General features: G+C 75.3%; 1 protein-coding gene. It reads left to right on the top strand.

All coding sequences use genetic code 11. The annotated features are described in order from the left end of the window. Positions 1–438: ornithine carbamoyltransferase (locus M3677_RS17370; RefSeq protein ID WP_368859922.1), on the top strand; the 438-nt coding region annotated here is incomplete at both ends.

The following is a 438-nucleotide window of genomic DNA, read 5'->3' as shown; positions in this document are numbered from 1 at the left end:
ACCTGCAGACCATCGCGGAGCGGCGCCCGACCCTGGCCGGCCTGACGCTCACCTACCTCGGCGACGGCGCCAACAACATGGCGCACTCCTACGCGCTGGGTGGCGCCACCGCCGGCATGCACGTGCGCATCGGCTCGCCGGAGGCGTTCGCCCCCGACCCGGCGATCATGGCCCGTGCGGCCGAGGTCGCCGCGTCGACCGGGGGCTCGGTCACGTGGACCGCCGACCCCGCCGCGGCGGCCGACGGCGCCGACGTGCTGGCCACCGACACCTGGGTGTCGATGGGCCAGGAGGACGAGTACGACACCCGCATCGCGCCCTTCCTGCCCTACGCCCTCGACGAGGCGGCGCTGGGCCGGGCGGCGTCCGACGCCGTCGTGCTGCACTGCCTGCCGGCCTACCGCGGCAAGGAGATCGCCGCCGAGGTCATCGACGGTC

It is taken from the genome of Curtobacterium sp. P97, assembly GCF_023712445.1.
In the GTDB taxonomy this organism is placed as follows: domain Bacteria; phylum Actinomycetota; class Actinomycetes; order Actinomycetales; family Microbacteriaceae; genus Curtobacterium.
The sequence above is the reverse complement of the archived record's forward strand: the minus strand, read 5'-3'. Positions and strand labels throughout refer to the sequence as shown.